This is a genomic window from Janthinobacterium sp. BCJ23 (assembly GCF_059617945.1).
Genome location: NZ_JCAQAW010000011.1, coordinates 1 through 15,499, shown reverse-complemented (window position 1 = coordinate 15,499; position 15,499 = coordinate 1). Strand labels below are relative to the sequence as shown.

Annotated in this window: 10 protein-coding genes; 6 read left to right on the top strand and 4 right to left on the bottom strand. The window is 60.6% G+C overall.

Translation table 11 applies throughout. The features are described 5' to 3' along the window. Nucleotides 1-9 precede the first annotated feature (9 nt). From aceK to AC54AG_RS25510, 4 genes are all read left to right on the top strand, one after another. Entirely contained in the window at nt 10-1,809 is a 1,800-nt protein-coding gene (gene aceK / locus AC54AG_RS25525) for a bifunctional isocitrate dehydrogenase kinase/phosphatase (RefSeq protein ID WP_496632096.1), read from the top strand. Then, nucleotides 1,806-3,002, top strand: a complete 1,197-nt coding sequence (locus tag AC54AG_RS25520; RefSeq protein ID WP_331778953.1) for an acetyl-CoA C-acyltransferase — start codon at nt 1,806-1,808, stop codon at nt 3,000-3,002. Before aceK ends, AC54AG_RS25520 begins: the two co-directional genes overlap by 4 nt. Nucleotides 3,003-3,082: 80 nt before the next feature. Further along, nucleotides 3,083-3,751, top strand: coding sequence for an SDR family oxidoreductase (locus AC54AG_RS25515; protein WP_331778952.1), 669 nt, complete (start codon nt 3,083-3,085; stop codon nt 3,749-3,751). Between the two features lie 39 nt (nt 3,752-3,790). Further along, nucleotides 3,791-4,918 carry an acyl-CoA dehydrogenase family protein gene (locus AC54AG_RS25510; protein ID WP_072457479.1) on the top strand — a complete coding sequence of 376 codons (1,128 nt, stop codon included), beginning with the start codon at nt 3,791-3,793 and terminating at the stop codon, nt 4,916-4,918. A gap of 393 nt (nt 4,919-5,311) precedes the next feature. Here the strand turns inward: AC54AG_RS25510 and AC54AG_RS25505 are convergent, their stop codons facing one another. From AC54AG_RS25505 to AC54AG_RS25490, 4 genes are all read right to left on the bottom strand, one after another. After that, nucleotides 5,312-6,205 carry a YihY/virulence factor BrkB family protein gene (locus AC54AG_RS25505; protein ID WP_034753736.1) on the bottom strand — a complete coding sequence of 298 codons (894 nt, stop codon included), beginning with the start codon at nt 6,203-6,205 and terminating at the stop codon, nt 5,312-5,314. A gap of 87 nt (nt 6,206-6,292) precedes the next feature. Next, nucleotides 6,293-7,372: a S66 peptidase family protein gene (locus AC54AG_RS25500; protein ID WP_331778950.1), complete on the bottom strand. Its 1,080-nt coding sequence runs from the start codon at nt 7,370-7,372 to the stop codon at nt 6,293-6,295. 88 nt (nt 7,373-7,460) lie between these two features. Then, nucleotides 7,461-10,247, bottom strand: a complete 2,787-nt coding sequence (locus AC54AG_RS25495; protein WP_254798707.1) for a TonB-dependent receptor — start codon at nt 10,245-10,247, stop codon at nt 7,461-7,463. A 217-nt stretch (nt 10,248-10,464) separates the two neighbouring features. After that, nucleotides 10,465-12,267, bottom strand: coding sequence for an ABC transporter substrate-binding protein (locus tag AC54AG_RS25490; RefSeq protein WP_496632285.1), 1,803 nt, complete (start codon nt 12,265-12,267; stop codon nt 10,465-10,467). A 217-nt stretch (nt 12,268-12,484) separates the two neighbouring features. Between AC54AG_RS25490 and AC54AG_RS25485 the strand changes: the two genes are divergently transcribed. Next, the gene (locus tag AC54AG_RS25485; RefSeq protein WP_496632092.1) at nt 12,485-13,723 is read left to right on the top strand and encodes a nucleoside recognition domain-containing protein; all 1,239 of its coding nucleotides are present in this window, start codon (nt 12,485-12,487) and stop codon (nt 13,721-13,723) included. Between the two features lie 8 nt (nt 13,724-13,731). Continuing rightward, the gene (dacB, locus tag AC54AG_RS25480; RefSeq protein ID WP_496632090.1) at nt 13,732-15,234 is read left to right on the top strand and encodes a D-alanyl-D-alanine carboxypeptidase/D-alanyl-D-alanine endopeptidase; all 1,503 of its coding nucleotides are present in this window, start codon (nt 13,732-13,734) and stop codon (nt 15,232-15,234) included. The last annotated feature ends 265 nt before the right edge of the window (nt 15,235-15,499 follow it).

Here is a 15,499-nt window from a genome sequence, read left to right as displayed (position 1 = left end):
AGCACAGATATGACGCACATTGCCTTCCCCAAATTGCTCTCTTCCCAGATTGCATTCGATATCGCGCGCACCATCCGCGACGGCTTCGACAAGCATTACCGTTTGTTCCGTGAAACGAGCCAGCAAGCCAAGCGGTATTTCGAGCAAGGCGCCTGGACTGCGGCGCAGACGGCGGCCCGCGAACGCATCGACTTTTATGACAAGCGCGTGCAGGAATGCGTGCAGATGCTGGAAGATGAGTACGAAGAGTCGGAGTTGAGCGACGAAGTGTGGCGCGAACTCAAGTTGCACTACATCGGCATGCTGACGGAACACAAGCAGCCGGAACTGGCCGAAACCTTCTTCAATTCCGTCTGCTGCAACATCCTGCACCGCACGTATTTCAATAACGACTATATTTTCGTGCGCCCTGTCGTTTCCACGGAATACATCGAAACGCAGGATCCCGTCCCCACCTACCGCGTGTATTACCCGGGCAAGGATGGCTTGCGCCATACCCTGACGCGCATGGTGAGCAACTTCCAGCTCGACTGCGCATTTGCCAACCTCGAGCGTGACGTGGCCCAGGTGGAAGCGCGGCTGCAGCAGCTGTTCGGCGGCGAGCGGCTCGAGCCGAACCACCAGATCCAGGTCTTGACCAGCTTGTTCTACCGCAACAAGGGCGCCTATCTGGTCGGCAAGGGCATCAACGGCAACCGCGAATATCCGTTCGTCGTACCGATCCTGCACAACCGGCACAGCAAGCTCGTGCTCGACACGGTGCTGTTCGACCACCAGCAGATCGCCGTGCTGTTTTCATTTACGCGCGCCTATTTCCTGGTCGATATGGAAGTGCCGTCGGCCTATGTGCAATTCCTGCGCAGCTTGCTGCCGCGCAAACCGCGCAGCGAAATCTATACGATATTGGGTTTGCAAAAACAGGGCAAGACCTTGTTTTACCGCGACTACCTGCAGCACTTGAAACACTCGTCGGACCACTTCGAAAGCGCGCCCGGCATCCGCGGCCTCGTGATGCTGGTGTTTGCCCTGCCCTCGTTTCCGTATGTCTTCAAGGTGATCAAGGACTTTTTCCCGCCGCCCAAGGAAACCACGCGCGCGCAAGTCCAGCAAAAGTATTTGCTGGTGAAACACCACGACCGGGTAGGCCGCATGGCCGACACGCTCGAGTATTCCAACGTGGCCTTTCCCCGCGCCCGTTTTGCCGAGGAATTGCTGGCCGAGCTGAAACAGTTCGCGCCCTCGCTGATCGAAGAAGACCACGAGCAGATCATCATCCGCCACCTGTACATCGAACGGCGCATGGTGCCGCTGAACATGTGGCTGAGCAATGCTGAAAAGGACGGCCGCGATGACCTGGTCGAACACGCCATCGTCGAGTACGGCAACGCCATCAAGGAACTCGTGGCGGCAAATATTTTCCCGGGCGACATGCTGTATAAAAACTTTGGCGTGACCCGTCATCAACGCGTCGTTTTTTACGATTACGATGAAATCGAGTACATCACCGATTGCCAGTTCCGTGTCATCCCCGAGGCGCGCACGGAGGAAGAAGAAATGTCGGCCGAACCTTGGTATCCCATCGGCAAGCACGATGTGTTTCCCGAACAATTCGGCACCTTCCTGCTGGGCAATCCCCGCATCCGCCGCTATTTCATGCAGCACCATGCCGACCTGCTGACGGCGCAATACTGGCAGGCGCGCAAGCAGCGCATTGAAGACGGCCATATCGAGGACGTCTTCCCGTATCCGCAGCACCTGCGTTTTTGTATGCAGTCACCCTCCCCACCCTTAACCGGAGATCCAACATGAATGATCCAGTCGTAATCGTCGGTGCCGCGCGCACCCCCATGGGCGCCTTCCAGGGCGACTTTGCCAACGTCACCGCCAGCGACCTGGGCGCCGTGGCCATCCGCGCCGCCGTCGAACGGGCCGGCGTGGCGCCGGACGCCGTTGAACACGTGTATTTCGGCAATTGCCTGATGGCTGGCCAAGGCCAGGCGCCCGCGCGCCAAGCCTTGCGCAAGGCGGGCTTGCCCGATTCCACGGGCGCAGTGACCCTGTCGAAAATGTGCGGCTCGGCCATGCAGACGACCATGTTCGCGCATGACACCTTGCTCGCCGGCAGCGCCGACGTGGTGGTGGCGGGCGGCATGGAATCGATGACCAACGCCCCTTACCTGGTGCCGAAGGCGCGCGGCGGCTACCGCATCGGCCATGGCATGATCTATGACCACATGATGATGGATGGCCTGGAAGACGCCTACAGCCGCGATGAAAAGGGCAATGCCCGCTCGATGGGCACGTTTGCCGAAGAGTGCGCCAGCCAGTACCACTTCACGCGCGAAGCGCAGGATGCGTTCGCCATCGAATCCGTAAAACGCGCGCAGGCGGCCACCAAGGATGGCAGTTTCGAGTGGGAAATCGCCCCCGTGACCGTTTCCGGCCGCGGCGGCGACACCATCGTCAGCATCGATGAAGGCCCGCAAAAAGCCCGCCTGGAAAAAATCCCGACCTTGAAGGCGGCATTCAAGAAGGATGGCACGATCACGGCCGCCTCGTCTTCTTCGATCAACGATGGCGCGGCAGCCCTGGTGCTGATGCGCGAATCGACGGCGAAAAAACTCGGCTGCACCGTCATCGCGAAAATCCACGGCCACGCCACGCATGCGCAGGCGCCGAACGAATTCACCACGGCCCCTATCGGCGCGGTGAAAAAACTGTACGCCAAGACGGGCTGGAGCAGCAGCAATGTGGATTTGTTCGAGATCAATGAAGCGTTCGCGGCCGTGCCGATGGCCGCCATGCACGACCTCGACATTCCGCACAGCAAGATCAACATCCACGGCGGCGCGTGCGCGCTGGGCCACCCGATCGGCGCCTCGGGAGCGCGCATCATCGTCACCCTGCTGGGCGCCTTGAAAAAAACCGGCGGCAAGCGCGGCGTGGCGGCCTTGTGCATCGGCGGCGGCGAAGCGACGGCGATGGCAATCGAACTGGTATAAGCTGCTCTGTTGACGACAGGCGCGCGCGGCGTGGATACGTTCGCTGCGCGCCTTTTCATTGATTACTCAGGGAGAAAGACATGCCTACCGCATTGATTATCGGCGCCTCGCGCGGCATCGGCCACGAAATCGTCCGTCAATACCGCCACGACGGCTGGCGAGTGATTGCCACGGCGCGCACGCAAGACGCTTGCGACGCCCTCACGCAACTGGGTGCGGAAGCGCACCGGCTCGACGTGACGGACGTGGACGGCTGTGCCGGCCTGGGCTGGAAACTCGACGATGAAAAGCTCGACGTGGCCATCCTCAACGCGGGCGTGTATGGCCCGCGCCACGACGGTACCCCCACGCAAGAAGATTTCGATGCCGTCATGCACACGAACGTGCTGGCGGCCATGCGGCTGCTGCCGATCCTGGCACCGCTGGTAGGCAATGCCAAAGGGAAACTGGCCGTGCTGTCCTCGCACATGGGTTCCCTGAGCGAGCGGGGCAACCCCAGCGGTTCGCTGTACCGCGCCAGCAAGGCCGCCTTGAATTCCGTGCTGATCGACACGTCCCTCGTGTACGGCCCGCAAGGCGTCAGCTGCGTGGCCTTCCACCCGGGCTGGGTGCGCACGGACATGGGCGGCGCCGGCGCCGATCTTTCCCCAGAGCAAAGCGCTGCCGGCATCCGCGCCACCCTGGCCAGCTTGCCGGCCACGGACAAGGCCGTGTTCCGCAATTACGATGGCAAGCCCATCAGCTGGTAATTCCACCACACACCATAAAAACAAACGAGACGACGTCCCATGATACTCAATGAAGAACAGACCATGATCCAGGAAGCACTGCGCAGTTTTTCGCGCGAGCGCCTGGCGCCCAACGCGGCCCGCTGGGACAAGGAACATCATTTCCCGAAAGAAGAATTGCAGGAACTGGCCGCGCTGGGCGCCTTTGGCGTGGCCGTGCCGGAAGCGCTCGGTGGTGCCGGCCTCGACTACGTGTCGCTGGCCCTGGTGCTGGAAGAAATCGCCGCCGGCGATGGCGGCACGTCGACCATCATTTCCGTCAACAATTGCCCCGTGTGCAGCATCGCCATGATGTACGCCAACGACGCGCAAAAGGAACAATGGCTGCGCCCGCTGGCGCAAGGCACGATGCTCGGTGCGTTTTGCCTGACAGAACCACACACGGGCAGCGACGCCTCGGCCCTGCGCACGACGGCCACCCGCGATGGCAATGAATACGTAATCAACGGCACCAAGCAGTTCATTACCAGCGGCAAGTATGCGGACGTGGCCATCGTCATGGCCGTCACCGACAAGGCGGCTGGCAAGCGTGGCATCAGCGCCTTCTGGGTGCCGACGAACACGCCTGGCTACATCGTGGCAGGACTGGAACAGAAGATGGGCCAGCACTCGTCGGACACGGCGCAAATCCTGTTCGAGAATTGCCGCATCCCGGCGGAAAATCTGATCGGCGAAGAAGGACAAGGCTACAAGATCGCCCTGTCCGGCCTGGAAGGCGGACGCATCGGCATCGCCTCGCAAGCCGTGGGCATGGCGCGCGCCGCGTATGAGGCGGCCCTGAGCTATGCGCGCGACCGGGAAAGTTTCGGCAAGCCCATCTATGAACACCAGGCCGTGCAATTCCGCCTGGCCGACATGGCCACGCAGATCGAAGCGGCGCGCCAGCTGATCCGCCACGCGGCGGCCATGAAGGATGCGGGCCTGCCCTGCCTGAAGGAAGCGGCGATGGCCAAGCTGTTTGCGTCGGAAATGGCGGAAAAAGTGTGCTCGGACGCCATCCAGGTGCACGGCGGCTATGGTTATGTATCCGACTTCCCCGTCGAGCGCATCTACCGCGACGTGCGCGTGTGCCAGATTTATGAGGGGACCAGCGATATTCAGAAGATTTTGATTGCGCGGGCTTTGTAAACCCACGGCAAAGACCGGGGTCGTACCCTGCAGGGTACGACCCCAGCTTCTGCCTTTGGGTTTCTCCTGCCAACTATGGACGAAAAAAAGCCCGCTAAAACGCGGGCTTGTTCCAATGTATTACCAATGCTTTAATCGTGTCATGGACGCCAGTGCTATCTGCAAAGTGCCTCCTGATTTTCGGACTCCCATGCTATCTGCATGGTGACTCCAAGTGTAAATCGACCATCGTATCCGGAATTACAAAATCCATTTCTTCGCACTGTCACGCCATCGACATTACACCTGTCGGTCGCCGCGCTGAAACTGGATGGTGAGATAATTTGCTGCCAAATCTCAATCACTGAACGGAGTATAGCACAGCTTTTTGTGCGGTGCAATAATCTTTTTAAATCAAGTCCTTAGCGCCAGCGGCTTGTCTTCTTCGCCGCCACGGGCCACTCTTTCGTATTCGGAAATCACTTGCGCGCCCAGCAGCAGCAAGGTGGCGCCGATTTCCAGGCTGAACATGACGACGATAGCCGTCGTCATCGAGCCGTAGACAATATTCACCTGCGACAAGGTAGAGAAATACCAGACCAGCACGTGGCGCGCAATTTCCCACAGCAGGGCCGCCGTCACGCCGCCGATCAGCGCATGCGTGATCGACAGGCGCCCCACCGGCATGACCAGGTAGATCGAGCTGAGCACGAGGATTTCGCCCGCCAGCCCCAGCAAATACAGCAGCACGCCCGATACCCCTTCCAGGCCCCAGTCATGGCGCAGGAAGCGCACGCTTTCCTCCCCCATCACTTGCAGGCTGCCCGCCACCAGGGTGATCAGCAAAATACCGATACCCAGGCACAAGATGTAGCAATACGGCAGCACGGCGGAAATGAGGAAATGGCGGCGGCGGATGGCGACGCGGTGGATGAAGATCACGCTCATGGCGTTTTCCAGCACGGTAAACGCCAAGGAACTGAAAAACAGCATGGTCAGCAGCAGTAGCCAGCCGATCACGCCCCGGTTGTTGAGGAAATGCGCCACTTCCGCCACGATGGCTTTCGATTGCCCGGGCACCAGCCATTCCAGGTAATGGCCTATGGTTTGCAGCAATTCGTCCTGCGCGATCACGTGCGACAGGGCCACCACCACCAGCATCAGCAGGGGCACGATGGACAGCAGCGAGTAATACGCGACGGCGCCCGCCAGCAGCAAGCCCTGATTGGCGCGGAAACCCTTCAGCACCTGCAGCACGAAGGCCAGCGGGTGGCTGAGGATGTAGGTACTGGCGTGGCGGTTGATCATGTCGGGTACGGTGAAGAAGGCGGCGCGGCCTCGTGCCACGCCTGCATTCACACTAGCATACTGACCATCGACCCGCTGCACCGTACGCTAACAGACGGCCGGCTCCAATAAGGTCAAGGTTTGCCGGTCCGCATCCAGGGTGGCGAGGATGCCCATCGGTATCGTGAACTGGTGGCGGATGTGGCCAAACGAGTAGCCGCTGACGGCTGGCACGCGCAAGGGCTGCAAATGCTGGTCCACGGTGGCATCGAGGGTCAGCGCGGTATCGCCCTCGGCCGCCTCGCAATGCTCGAAGATACCCAGCATCAAGGCCGCGGCCTTGTTGAACCCTACAGACAGGTCGAGCTGGCACAACATCCTGTCGATGCGGTACGGCACTTCATTGATTTCTTCGAGGAACAAAATATGCTCGCGGAAATCGGCCGCATACGGCGTGCCGGCCAGCGCGCTGACCATGCACAGATTGCCGCCCGTCAAGCGCCCCGTCGCCTGGCCGCCGTGCACGGTGCGGATGGCAAAGTTCGGCTGCGTCTGCGCGCGGCGGTGATTGTCGAGCGCCATCGGGATCGTGTACTGCTCTTGCGGCGTCATCAGCACGTTTTGCAGCTGCGTCACCGTGTACTCGGAAAACGTGGACGAGGCCACGGGGCCGTGGAAGGTCACCAGGCCCGTCTGGCGGGCGATGGCCAAGTGCAGGGCCGTGATATCGGAATAGCCGATCAGCACTTTCGGGTTGGCGCGGATCAAGGCATAGTCGAGCAGCGCCAGCAGCGAAATGCAGCCCGAGCCGCCGCGTATCGCCCACACGGCCTTGACGTCCGGGTCGCGGAACGCCGCGTGCAAATCGTCCAGGCGTTGCTGCACCGTGCCCGCATAGTTGCCGTGCACGGCGCGGATATTGGCGCCCAGGCTGGCGCGCAAGCCCAGCGATTCGATATTGTGCACGGCCTTGGCAATGGCGTCTTCATCCGTAAAACCGCCCGGTGCGATGATGGCGACCAGGTCGCCCTGGCGCAAACGCGCCGGCTTGATCAATGCGTGTTGCTGTTGCATGCGTTTGCCCTTCCCTTGCGCGGCCGCCGCCAACACCGGTGTGCCCGTCGCCCCCAGAGTGGCGGCCAGCAAGCCGCCGAAGCGGCGCCGGCTGAGATTGGTCTGACTGGACATGCGGCCCTTTCCTGGAATAAAAACGGCGACGCCAGGCGCCGCCGCACGAGGTTAGCACGCCAGCGGGATCGCCGCCGGCATGGTTGCCTTACATGAACTTGTACTTCAGCTGGAACGACAGCGAACGGCCGCGAGGATCGGCCACGCGCGGGTCCCAGCCGGCGCCCACCACTTCATCCACGTTGTGCGCGGTGAATGGCGGATCGCGGTCGAACAGGTTCTGGATGCCCACGGTAATCGTCGTATTTTTGAAGCCCGTGTAGGTACCCGACAAGTTATACGTGGTGTAGCTGGACACGTCCGGCTTGAAGCCCGGTGGCGGCGCACCCTTGCCGCCGTTCGGCAGCTGGTCCTTGTAGCCCGACGAAAAACTCTGGATCAGTAAACCGCTCCAGTCGCCGCGCGACACGCCAAAGCTGGCATTGTGTTTCCAGCGCAGGTACAGATCGCGCGTATAGAACTTGCCGACCAGTTCCTGGTATTCCTGGCCTTGATATTCTGCAAACTTGAAGCTGTCCATATACGTACCGTCCAGGGTCGCCGTCCATTTCGCGTCCTGGATCTTGCCTTCGCCACGCAAGCCCACGTCGAGGCCGCGCACGCGGCTGCCTGCCGCATTGATCCAGCCCGCCTGCACGTACTCGATGGTGCCGTCCGGATTGCGGTGGATGTACTGGTTCAGCGCCTGGTAATTGGCCAGCACGATTTGCGGCGTGCGGTTCAGGATGCGGTCCTTGGTATTGATGGCCCAGTAGTCGAACGAGGCCGAATAGCCCTTGAATGGCTCAATGACAAAACCGACGCTGCCCTGCTTCGACGTTTCCGGCTTCAGGTTCGTGTTGCCGCCCGTCCTGTAGTCGAGGCGGTCGATGGCGCAGTACTCGGGCACGCCCGGATGCTTGGCGCAGCCTTCCTGATCGATCACGCCGTTCGGCAACTCCTGGCTCAGCGAACCCGAATACAGCTGCTGGAAGCTTGGTGCGAGGAAACCCTTGCTGGCCGAACCACGGAACAGCAGGAAGTCGGTCGGCTGGTAGCGGAAGGCCACTTTCGGATTCGTCGTCGCGCCCACCAGGCTGTAATCGTCGCGGCGGATGGCCAGCTGCATTTCCAGGTCCTTCGTGACCGGCACCAGCAGCTCGGCATACACGGCCTTGACGGTACGGCTGGCATCTTTGAGTGCGGCATTGCCTGGCGACAGCAAAATCTGCGTGGCATCGACGTCTTGCGCAAAGCTGTAACCTTCGCGGCGCAAGTCAAAACCGGCCGCCATGGCCAAGGCACCGGCCGGCAGCTGGAACAGCTCGCCCGAAACGGAACCGTCGATCTGCGTCAGGGTCGTCTTGCCGTGCTGGAAGTCGCCACGGAACTTGGTCGATTCGATCAATTGCTTGGCCGCTTCCGTCTGGCTCTGGCCGGCGCCCACCCACGGATTGATGATGCCGCTGGCCAATGCCGCGTACAGCTTGTCCGTGTAGGAATAGCCATCCGTCAGCTTGGTCTTGGTGCTGCTTTCGGCGCGCGAAATGCCGGCCTTGTAATCCCACTTGCCAAAGTTGCCTTCAAAGCCCACCAGCACGCGGGCATTGTCTGTCGTGTTTTCCTGCGTGCGGTTGCCCACGTCATTGGCGCGCCATTTGTAGGAAATCGGCTTGGTCCTGTCGAAAGAAGGGATGTAGGCCGACAGATCCTGGTAATACGCGCCACCGACCGGATACAAATTCTTGTTGGCAACGGTCGCCTGCACCTGCATCGGCGTCAAAATGGCCGTGGCCTTGGTGCGCGAACCGAGCACTTCGACAAACATGCGGTGGTCGGGCGCCAGCTGGAACGTACCGCGCGACAACAGATTGGCCCGTTCAACGGGGAATTGCAGCACATAGTCGGCGCCATAGTCATAGGCGCAGGAATACGTGGTGCGCAGCGGCGAGGTCACGTCTTTCCACAGTGCCGTCTGGTACTGCGACATGCCGGCGATGGTGTCGCACTTGCCCTGGAAACTCAGCGGATTGGCTTGCAGATACACATTCGGATCGCCGGGCAAAGTATAGCCGCCGATAAATTTCCCTGGATTTTTAGGATCAGGAATTTGCAAGGCCGTACCAGGGCCCGACAATTGATTGGCAAACGGCGTGCCCGTGGTATCGGGCGACAGGCCGCGGCCCGGCTGGTAGCCGTTGACGAAGGAGCGGTCGCGGCCATTGAGCTGCTGCGCCTTGTCGACGGTCAGGCTGGCCATGATGTTGTAGCGGTCGCTTTCAAGCGAGCCCGTGCCGGCCAGCAGCGAGGCACGGCGTGTGGCGCCGCCGCCTGCCTGCGTGTCGTTGGTGGAGACGGACGCTTCCACACCGCTGTAATTGGTTTTCAGAATGAAATTGATGACGCCGCCGATGGCGTCCGTGCCGTAGATGGCCGAGGCGCCATCCTTGAGAATTTCCACGCGCGAAATCGCACCCAGCGGGATCGAGTTCAGGTCGACCGACTTGCCGCTGGCGCCATGCGTGGCGATGCGGCGGCCATTCAACAGCACCAGCGTGCTCGACGGTCCCAGGCCGCGCAGCGAGGCGAACGAAGCGCCGCCGCTGACCCTGTCGGCATCGGCGCCAAACACGTTATTGCCCGAAGTCATGTTATCGGCACCCGTGCCATTCGCTGACAAGGTGCGCACCAGTTGCTCGGTCGTCGTAATGCCCTGTTTTTCGATCTGGTCAAAGGTGATGACTTGCACGGGCAACGCGCCTTCCTTGGCCACGCGTTTGATGCTGCTGCCCGTCACTTCGACCCGTTGCATCGATGGCGGCGCCGCTTCCTGTGCGACGACCGGCCCCACCACCCCCATCAATGCCACCAACTGCGCTAGCTTTTTCAATTTCACAGGTCTTCTCCTTGTTGGGCAATCGAAACTTGAGTCATCAAGTCAGGCTGTATAGATATGTCGCAACGTCTGTCTCGCGGTACATTTTTTTATGACAATTGCGCATGACTTTATTTGTTTTCATTTTCAGAGTAGCGCGATGCATCCGCGGCCAGCCAATGAAAAATGCTTTCCTAACCATAACTTTTTGGAATGAATGCCCTTTTCAGCGACATGGTCACTTGCCTGCGGGGCTACCCTTGGCTTTATCCACGTCCAGATAGCGCCAGGACGTGAATTCCACGGGGTGGCGCCTGTAGTTTTTTAGCCACGGTTGTTGCAGGTCGGCAGAGATGGGATGCGTCAGCAGCACCCACGGCGTGTAAGCGTGGATCAGCTGAAACAGGTCGAAGTACAGACTGCGTCGGCGCGGCGTATCGGATAGCAGGCGCGCCTCCTCATAGCGTTTATTGTAATCGGGCAAGTTGAAGCGGGCATAGTTGGCGCGGCCACTGTTGGGACCGTACAACAATTGCATAAAGTTATCACCATCGGGGAAGTCGGCGATCCAGTTGGTCTCGAACATCTGCACCTTGCCCAGGCGCGACGCCTTGATGATTTCCGTCTTCTTGTCGCTTTTAAACTCCACGCGCACGCCGATGGCGTTCAGGTTGCGGCGCCACAATTCGTCGCGCAAACGTCCCACCGTGCTCGGCTCCGTATGCATGGTGAGGATCAAGGGCGTGCCGTCCGGCTGGGTGCGGAAACCGTCTAGACCCGCCTTGTAGCCGAAGCGGTCGAGCAGGGCGCGCGCCAGGGCTGGATCGTAGCCGACGGGGCTGCGGTAGCTCTTGTCGTAACCGAGCACATTGGGCGGCAGCGGTGACTGGGCCGGCAAGGCCAGCCCCTTTTTCAGCAGCGCGATGTCTTCGCGGCTGTTGTAGCTGAGGGCGATGGCGCGCCGCAGGGCCAGCTTGTCCTTGCCCGTGCCGCCCAGCACAGGGTCATCCATGTTCATCCACATGTAATACGTCTGCAGCACGGGAAAGCGCGTCAGCTGCATGCCCTTGGCGGCCAGCGCCGGTTTCAGCGCGCCGTTTTCCAGCACCATATCCGTCATCGATTCCGGCACCTGCTCCAAGTAATCGAACTCGCCTTTCAAAAAACCCAGCATGCGCGATTGATATTCCTCGACGATACGCACCTCGATGCGTTCGACCAGCGGTAATTGCTTGCCTTCCAGCGCTGTGGCGATGGCGCGCGCGTCGACCGGCAAGGCGGCCAGCGCCTTGGTTTCCGTATGGAACACGGTGGCACGGAAAGTCGGATTGGCCTGCAGCACGATCTTGTCGCTGCGTTTCCATTCCTTCACCAGGAACGGCCCCGTGCCCACGGGATGGTTGCCGATCTGCCCTGCCGCCGGATACGCTTCGGCCACTTCGCGCGCCACCACGGCGGTCGCCGGCATGGCCAGGTAAAACAGGAAGTTCGGGTCGACGCCGTTCAGGCGGATGCGCAGGGTGTATTTGTCCAGCGCCTGCAAGCCGGCAATCGGCGTGTCGTAACTGAATTTTGTTTTCAGCGCCGCATCGCCCACCAGCTTGTCTTCCAGAAGGAACAGCCACGGCGACTTCAGGCTGGGGTCATACAGCCGCGTCAGGCTGTACACATAATCCTGCGCCGTCACTTCGCGCGGCTTGCCCTTGAAGGCGGGATCGGGCGTAAAGAATATGCCGGGCTGTAAGTGAAAAGTATACGTGCGCCCGCCATCTTCCACGGTCGGCATGGCGCGCGCTGTATTGCCCTGCAGCTGCACAGGGCGCGCCAGGTAGTCATAGCGCAGCAAGGGATCGAAGATGTTTTCCATCAAATTCAGGCTGGCCAGGTCCGATGCCACGGCCGGGTCCAGGCCCGTCTCGCTGGTGCTGAGGAACAGGTGCAAGGTCTTGTTCGCGCGGGCATCGGCGGCGGCGTGGGCCGGTACGATAAAAAGCGTCAACAGGGCCAGGCCGGCGGCGCAGGCGGTTTTGCGTAAAAACATCATCAGTAATCCAGTGCAGACAAGGGTAAGGAACAGCGGTAAGCGACAGGCATCCCCCACACTACGCGGGCACGCTGCGTGGCGCCAATGAAAACAGGCTGCCAGCTTATAACTTTTTGGCATGCGATTGCTGCATTCTTTCATCAACTCGTATCGGGCTGCCCCTATACTTTGTTTGCAGACATTTTTCACTCCCGACACACAGAACTGATCGCATATGGCACTTAATTACATCTGGTCCGGCTTTTTCCTCGTTGGCTTCCTGGCCGCAGTGCTGCAGTGGCTGTTTCTCGGCGATACCGATATCTTCAAGCGCATCATCGACGGCACGTTCGAGACGGCGCGCATGGGCGTGATGGATATCGCCCTGCCGCTGGCGGGCGTGATGACCTTGTGGCTCGGCATCATGAACATCGGCGAAAAGGCGGGCATCGTCGGCTGGCTGGCGAAAGTGATCGCACCGTTCTTTTCGCGCATCTTCCCGGAAATTCCGAAAGACCATCCGGCCACGGGCCACATGGTGATGAATTTCTCGGCCAACCTGCTGGGCCTGGACAATGCGGCCACGCCGTTCGGCTTGAAGGCCATGGAAAGCCTGCAGACCTTGAACCCGAACAAGGAAGAGGCGACGAATGCGCAAATCATGTTTCTGGTGCTGCATACCTCGGGCCTGACCCTGATTCCGCTGGCCATCATGGCGCAGCGCTCCATCCTCGGCGCGGCCGACCCGTCCGACATCTTTATCCCGTGCATGATCGCCACCTATGTGGCCACCATGGTCGGCATCATCACGGTATCCATCAAGCAGCGCATCAACTTGCTCAACAGGGTCGTGCTGGGCTGGATGGGCGGCATGACGAGCGCCATTGTCGCCATGATCTGGTACTTCACGCAATACCTGACGAAACAGGAAATCGAGCTGGTCTCGAAGGTGGTCAGCAACCTGGTGTTGATCAGCGTCATCGCCATATTTATTATTGGCGCGCTGCGCAAGAAAGTGAACGTGTATGACGCCTTCATCGAGGGGGCGAAAGGAGGCATCCAGACGTCGATCACCGTGATTCCCTACCTGGTCGGCATGCTGGTGGCCATCAGCGTGATCCGCAACGCGGGCGTGTTCAATTTCCTGATGAGCGGCATGCACTGGTTCTTCGCCAACCTGGGCATCAATACGGACTTCGTGCCCGCCTTGCCGACGGCGATGATGAAGCCGCTCAGCGGCTCCGGCTCGAAAGCCATGATGATCGATGCCATGAATACCTACGGCGTCGACTCCTTCGTCGGCCGCCTGGCTTGCGTCTTCCAGGGCTCGGCCGACACTACCTTCTATATCGTGGCCCTGTATTTCGGCTCGGTGGGCATCCGCAAGACGCGCTATGCCATCACGGCCGGCCTGATCGCGGATCTGGCTGGCGTGATCACCGCCGTCTTTGTCGCCTACGTCTTTTTCCACTAAGGAGCACCATGTTACGTCCTGTTCTGATGGCGGCACTGTTGGCGAGTCTTGGCCTGTCGACTGCGCACGCGCAATTGCCCGAATCTGTCAGCCTGCTGTTGCGCAGCGCGAATATCCCCGAAGACGCCATGGGCGCCATCGTCCTGCGCGGCAACACGGTGGTGATGTCGCATGGCGCCGAGCGCAGCATGCAGCCGGCCTCCACCATGAAACTGGTGACGACGGCCGTGGGCCTGGAGCAGCTCGGGCCCATCTTCCGCGGCCGCACGGAACTGCGCACCAGCGCCGACGTCATCAATGGCGTACTGAAGGGCGACTTGATCCTGCGCGGCGGCGCCGACACGGATTTCAATGCGAACGTGCTCGAGCACATGCTGCAAACCTTGCGCACGCAAGGCATCGTGAAAATCAAGGGCGACCTGATCCTCGACCGACAGCTGTTCCAGCCGGCCCGGCCCGACATTGGTGCGCCGCCGTTCGACGAATCGGCCGAGTTCCGCTACAACGTCATTCCCGATGCCTTGCTGCTGAACACTAATCTGCTCGATATCAATATCAACTCGACGGACCGGCAATTGAGCATCCTGATGCAGCCGGCGCTCGAGAACGTCAGCGTCACGAGCGACATGAAGCTGATCAAGGGCAGTTGCGCCAGATGGGAAGACGGCTGGCGCCCACCCGAATACCGGCGCGATGCGAGCGGCAAGCTGCAAGTGATCCTGCATGGCACCTTCCCGCAAAATTGCAGCAAGGCTACCAGCATCAATGTTCTTGATCGTAATGATTACGCGGACCGCTTGTTCCGTGCGACCTGGAAACGCCTGGGCGGCACGATCACGGGCACGGTGCGCGAAGCGCCGGCAACCGGCTTGCCGCCGACGGCCGAACCGGTCGGCACGCGCATGCTGGCCGACCATGTGGCGCGCGCCTTGCCGGAAGTGCTACGCGATATCAACAAGACGTCCGACAATACCCTGGCCCGCACCCTGTTCATGAGCCTGGGCAGCTTGCAAAGCGATGGCTGGCTGGGCAGCCGCCCCGTCGCCATGGCGGTGCCGGAAGACACGGCCACGCGTGCGCGGCAAGTGATACAGGAATGGTTCCAGCGGCATCAGATCGACACCCAGGGCATGCTGGTCGACAACGGTTCCGGCTTGTCGCGCACGGGACGCATTGCGCCTGCGCAAATGGCCGGTGTCCTGCAGGCGATGCAGCAAAGCCCGTGGGCACCCGAGTTCCAGTCCAGCCTGCCCATCGTCGCGCTGGACGGCACCATGCGCAAGCGCCTGCTGAACAGCCCGGCCGCCGCACGGGCCCGCATCAAGACGGGAACGTTGAAGAATGTGGTGGCCATCGCCGGCTATGTCCCCGACGCCAACAACCAGCTGTGCGTGGTGGTCGCCATGATCAATAGCGACCTGGTGGGCAACGGCAATGGCCGCGCGGCGGTTGATGCGCTGATCGAGTGGGTCGCCAGGAGCGGCGTCACATCGGCGGTTGCCGGTCAATAAACGGGAAGCAAAGACAGAAAGGCAGCGCGTAGCGCTGCCTTTTTTTCGTTTGTCACTTCTACCCGCCATCCAATAAACGTAGGTCGGCTTAGCGCGCAGCGCGTAAGCCGACACCACCTGCGGCGCCCAACAAAAACCCCAGACGTAAAAAAACCCCAACCGGATCACCGGAAGGGGTTTTTTCGAATAACAAGCCTGACGATAACCTACTTTCACACTGGTTGCAGCACTATCATCGGCGCAAAGTTGTTTCACGGTCCTGTTC